The organism is Bradyrhizobium sp. (assembly GCF_049581145.1).
Classification (GTDB): domain Bacteria; phylum Pseudomonadota; class Alphaproteobacteria; order Rhizobiales; family Xanthobacteraceae; genus Bradyrhizobium.
In genome coordinates this window covers 1-5403 of sequence record NZ_JBAURI010000659.1, presented here as the reverse complement: position 1 = coordinate 5403, position 5403 = coordinate 1, and the positions used below count along the sequence as shown (strand labels likewise).

Genomic DNA, 5403 nt, shown 5'->3' with positions numbered 1-5403 from the left:
ACCAGGTGCTGCAGAGCCCGACCGGCTACGACACCAAATCGACCGTGTCGAGCACGGCGATCCCCGGCGCGACGGCGCAGAATCTGCTCGGCAACAATACCAATGTGGCGGTCACCGGCACCGCCGTGAACAACGACAACAGCACCCCGGCCGCAATCAGCGGTTCGACGCTGTTGTCGGGCACCGGGTCCAGCACGTCCAACGACCTCGCCAGCGCCCTGACCACCAGCGACACGCTGACCGTGGACGGCGTGACCTTCAAATTCGTGGCCGGCACGAGCAGCGCCGGCACCAATATCGGCATCGGCGACAATGTGTCGGATCTGCTCGCGGCGATCGACGCCGTGACCGGCACGACCACGGCCTCTGCGGTCTCCGGCGGCAAGATCGTGCTCAATAGCGGCGTCAACCAGGCCCTGACGCTGAGCGGCACCGCGCTCGCCAAGCTTGGTCTCACCGCCGCCACCACCCCTGTCGGCCCTCCGGCGCTGAGCGGGCAGACGCTGTCGATTGCTGCGACCGGCGGCGGGACGCCGACCAACATCACTTTCGGCACCGGCCCTGGCGAGATATCGACCCTCAATGGGCTCAACACGGCATTGGCCGCCAACAATCTGCAGGCCAGTATCAGCACCACCGGTGTCATCAGTATCGTCACGAGCAACGACGCGGCTTCCTCGACGATCGGTACGCTGTCCGGCACGGCCGCGGGCACCGGCCAGGCCTTCGCTGGCCAGGTCGCGCCGCCTCCGGTCGCGGATCCCGATTCGCAGTCCACCCGCGCCAGTCTGGTCGAACAGTACAACAACGTGCTGGCGCAGATCAACACGACGGCTCAGGACTCTTCCTTCAACGGCGTCAACCTGTTGAACGGCGATACGCTGAAGCTGGTGTTCGACGAGACCGGACGCTCCACCCTGAGCATCCAGGGCGTGACCTTCAACGATGCCGGCCTTGGGCTTGCGTCCCTGACCCAAGGCACCGATTTCCTGGACAGCAATTCGGCCAACAAGGTGCTCGCGTCGCTGGACACCGCCTCGACCACGCTGCGCTCCGAAGCCTCCGCCCTTGGGTCGAACCTGTCGATCGTCGAGATCCGCCAGGACTTCTCCAAGAGTCTGATCAACGTGCTGCAGACCGGGGCGTCGAATCTGACACTGGCCGACACCAACGAGGAAGCGGCCAACAGCCAGGCGCTGTCGACCCGGCAATCGATCGCAGTCTCCGCGCTGGCGCTCGCCAACCAGTCGCAGTCGAGCGTGCTGCAGCTCCTGCGCTGATATCGCGCGAACAATCCAGCAGGCTCAAGAGCAAGAGACTTCGGAAAACGGCGGAGAAAATCCCGCCGTTTTCCATTCGGGGAAGCGCAAAAAACGCCGGTCGCGATCCCAACAAATACCGTAACGGCCACTAACCATATTTTAAAGGCAACCGCGTACAAAAACCAGGCAATTTCGCCGTGTCAGCGTAAAGTTCCGGGGTTCTGGATGTCTCATGCCGCTCAAGCCTATGCACGTACGTCGCAAACAACGGCAACTCCCCGGGAAATCGAAGCGCAGGCCCTGCTGAAAGCGGCACGACAGCTTCAGGAAGTCCAGACCAACTGGAACGGTCCCGACAAGAAGATGCACAACGCGCTTCTGTTTAATCGAAGATTGTGGTCGATCTTTCTGACCGAAGCCGAGCACAACGGCAATCCGCATGCGCTCGAGGTGCGTCAGAAGATCGCCAATATCGGCTTGTTCGTCCTGACCCGGACCATCGAAATCCAGCTCGATCCCGCGCCGGAGAAGCTCAAGTCGCTGATCGACATCAATTGCAATATCGCAGCCGGGCTCGCCGGCCGCCCCTGACGCGGTCAACAACAACCGCATCGTTGTCGGAAAACTTTGCTGGAGGCCGAACCACGGCCGGCTGCAGCGCCGACAACTGATTGGACCCCTGCAAAGATTTTGTTGACCACCGAAGGAATTGTCGGGGTCCACGCTCCGGGTCGTTTGCCGGATTAAGTCATTTTTAAGCATAAAATGCGCAAGTTCCCGAGGCTCTCTATTGGAAACCGGGCATCAGTCATGACTGAAGATCTATCCGTGCAGAATCGCGTCGTGTTGGGTGAACATGTGCCGTGGTTCAGCGCTCAGCTGATGACGGGTGGACAGTTCGATTTGCATGTGAGCGCCGGCCGGTGGGTGGCCCTGAGCTTCCTCGGCTCGCTGACCAATCCGAGGGCGATGCAGGAACTGACCAAGCTATTGGGGCAGGCTGACCGCTTTGTCGAGGACCACCTGGTGGTGGGCTGCGTCGTCACCGAGCCGCCCGAGGATATCGCGGCACTCGCCGCCATCAGCAGTCCGGCGCTGTTCTTCATCGCCGACTATGACGGAGCGATCAGCCGCATGTTTGGTGCGGTCGAAATGCCAAGAACGGTGGTGCTCGACCCGATGCTGCGGGCGATCGCCGACATCGCCTGGGACTTACCGCAGGGTCACGCCGAAACGGTGTGCAACGTGCTGTGCAATCTGCCATCGGTGGAGGATTCCGCCGGGGTTCCGATGTCCGCCCCGGCCCTGATCGTGCCGCGCGTGTTCAGCTTCGAGCTGTGCGATTTTCTGATGCAGTTCTACACCGAACTGGGCGGCACGGAGTCCGGCTTCCAGTTCGACATCGACGGCAAGACCACGACGCTGTCGGATTTCAGGTTCAAGCGGCGCAGCGATGTCGGCGTGGTGGTGCCCGAGGTCCGCAATCTCGTGCGCGAGCACGTCGTTCGCCGGCTGGTACCCGAGATCGAGCGCTATTTCCAGTTCCAGGCCACGCGAATGGATCGCTATATCGTCGCCTGCTATGACAGCGAAGTCGGCGGTCACTTTTTCCGCCACCGCGACAATGTCAATGTCGGCGCCCAACATCGCCGTTTTGCCCTCTCGATCAACCTCAACAGCGATTTCGCCGGCGGCGACGTGATGTTCGCGGAGTTCGGGCGGAAGCTCTATCGTCCTCCGGTCGGCGGCGCCGTGGTGTTCTCATGCGGCGCGCTGCATCAGGTGATGCCCGTGACCAGCGGCAAGCGCTACGCCTTCCTGGCCTTCCTCTACGGCGAAGACGACGCAAAGAAGCGCGAGCAGAACAACGCGCGCCTGCATGCCGGCGAAGCGCACTATCTCGGAGACCAGGATCGCCTGTTTCCCGAACAGGCCCGGCGCGAAACGCAAGGCGCGGACGCCGCCGCCTAGCTCGCGAAGGCCGCCTTCGCCGCGGGCCAAGTACGAAAGAGTGCGACAACGAGAACATCCCGATCGAGTCTTGGCTATGCGACTGCGCAGATCCAGCTTCGTCCATCAGATCCCGCTGGCGCCGAACAGCGTCCTTCTGGTTCATGCGATCAGCCAGTTGCGGCTCAAGGTCGACGACGAACTCGCGCGCCTGATCAGCTATTTCTCGGAATGGCGCGAGTTTCCCGCGGCGTTCGCCGAGCTCAGGACGCTGCTTCCTTACGAAGACGAAATCGTTGCCGCCACGGTCAACGCGCTGCGTGAGCGCGACCTGTTGACCGAGAACAGCGGCGAGGAGGAGCTTGCCGGACTGGCCCAAAAGCTCGCGCCCACCCATGGTCGCGATCCGGAAGAACTGCTGGATCGCTATCGACGCGAATTGAAGGAGGGGACCAGGGACTATTGGTCCGTCAAGACATCGCAGACGATCGGGGAGGTCGGCGTCGCAAGACCCCGGCTCGACCTCATCCTGTTTGGCGACTGCGATGTCCACATGGAGGCCGATTTTCTCCGCCGCGAGGCCGACCGCCGCGGCTACGATCTCAGGGTGGCGGCAACGTCGCCGGACGATTTCGCGTTCGCCGCAGAACACAGGCACGACGCCGTCCTGATCGGCGCGCTGCATGCGCGGCATTTCATCACCATGGCGCCGATGCCGGGTGGAGAGCCGCACGAGATCTATATCGCGCAGGCAAGGGACACGCTGTTGCGGTTGCGCGAAAAAACCTCCGCGCCGATCCTGATCGACAATCTGCCCGAACCGACGGTTCAGCCGCTGGGCATCGCCGAGCGCGGCCGCCTCGGCCACCGCACGCGTTTCCGCTCCGCCAACGTCGCGCTGGCCGAGCTTGCCGACCTCGTCCCCGACGTTCACGTCGTCGACGTCGCCGCCGCGCTGGCGGCGGAGGGCGGCATCCCGTTGATCGACGACTGGCAGGTCGGCTTCACCCATATGGGCTCTCCGGGGTGGATGCTGCAGCGTGCGGACAGCGAAAAGGCCGCGGTGTACGACCTGCTGCCCGAGATGGAGAGCCTGATCGGGCTGGTCCATGGCGATCCTTACCGCCGCGAAGCCGTGGTGGCGCGCACCCATGTCGACACCCTGTTCGCCGCGTTGGGCCTCGGGCGCAAGAAGTGTGTGATCGTCGATCTCGACAATACGCTTTGGCCTGGCGTGCTGGCCGAAACCGGCGCGCCGTTCGCGTGGCAGCCCTCGATCAGCGGCGTGTTCTCCTTCATCGGACTCTATTTCGGCTTGCACGAGGCGCTGCTGTGCCTGAAGAAGCGCGGGATCGTGCTCGCCTGCGTCAGCAAGAACGATGAAACGGTCGTGCGCGACCTGTGGAAGTATCCCGATTCCTATCCGCGCGAGCGGCTGTTGACGCTGGACGATTTCGTCACCCATCGCATCAACTGGAACGACAAGGCCGACAATATCCGCTCGATCGCCGAGGAACTCGGCTTTGCACGCGACAGCTTTATCTTCGTCGACGATAATCCGGTCGAGCGCGAGCGCGTTCGGCGCTTCCTGCCCGAGGTCGAGGTGTGGGGCGAGGACCTGCTCGGCTTGCGCCGGGCGCTGCTGACGGATTCCCGACTGCAGGTCGCACATGTCACGGACGAATCCGCGCGGCGCACCGAGCTGGTGAAGGCCCAATTGGGACGCCGGCGCCTGCAGGCCGAAGCGGCCGATGAACCGAGCTATATCGCCTCATTGCAAATCCAGACGCGCATCGAGCGTCTGAGGGTCGATACCGACTCCAAAGCCAAGTTTGATGCGAAGTTCGATCGCATCGAGGAACTGTTCCGCCGCACCACCCAGTTCAACGCGACCGGTCGTTTGTTCACGGCGCCGGAGCTCAGGAGGCTTGCTCAGGCGGACGATGCGCAGGTCTTCGCGCTCGACGTGTCCGACCGGTTCGCCGATCACGGTCTGGTCGGCGCCGCCGTCATCGAGGCGGCCGAGATCACCGGCCTCGTCATGAGCTGCCGCGTGCTGGGCCTGGGAATCGAGCATGAATTTGTCCGGCACATCCTGGCAGTCAGCGGCGCGCATCGGCTGTCGGCCAAAATCATTCCGACCGCGCGGAACATCCCGGTGCGGAATATCTATCGCGATAACGGTTTTGGG

The 5403-nt window shown here is 63.0% G+C and carries 4 protein-coding genes; all 4 read left to right on the top strand.

From position 1 onward, the window contains the following. A partial coding sequence (locus WCB02_RS21635; RefSeq protein ID WP_423961262.1) for a flagellin occupies window positions 1-1280 on the top strand: 1280 nt, incomplete at its 5' end. 207 nt (window positions 1281-1487) lie between these two features. Further along, window positions 1488-1853, top strand: a complete 366-nt coding sequence (gene flaF / locus WCB02_RS21630) for a flagellar biosynthesis regulator FlaF (protein WP_423961260.1) — start codon at window positions 1488-1490, stop codon at window positions 1851-1853. Between the two features lie 219 nt (window positions 1854-2072). Next, window positions 2073-3233, top strand: coding sequence for a 2OG-Fe(II) oxygenase (locus tag WCB02_RS21625; protein WP_423961259.1), 1161 nt, complete (start codon window positions 2073-2075; stop codon window positions 3231-3233). A 76-nt stretch (window positions 3234-3309) separates the two neighbouring features. After that, window positions 3310-5403: HAD-IIIC family phosphatase (locus WCB02_RS21620; protein ID WP_423961257.1), on the top strand; the 2094-nt coding region annotated here is incomplete at its 3' end.

Excerpts from the sequence above, each read along its gene's own strand:
- flaF (WP_423961260.1), top strand. The coding sequence starts at position 1,488 with ATGTCTCATGCCGCTCAAGCCTATGCACGTACGTCGCAAACAACGGCA.
- WCB02_RS21625 (WP_423961259.1), top strand. The coding sequence starts at position 2,073 with ATGACTGAAGATCTATCCGTGCAGAATCGCGTCGTGTTGGGTGAACAT.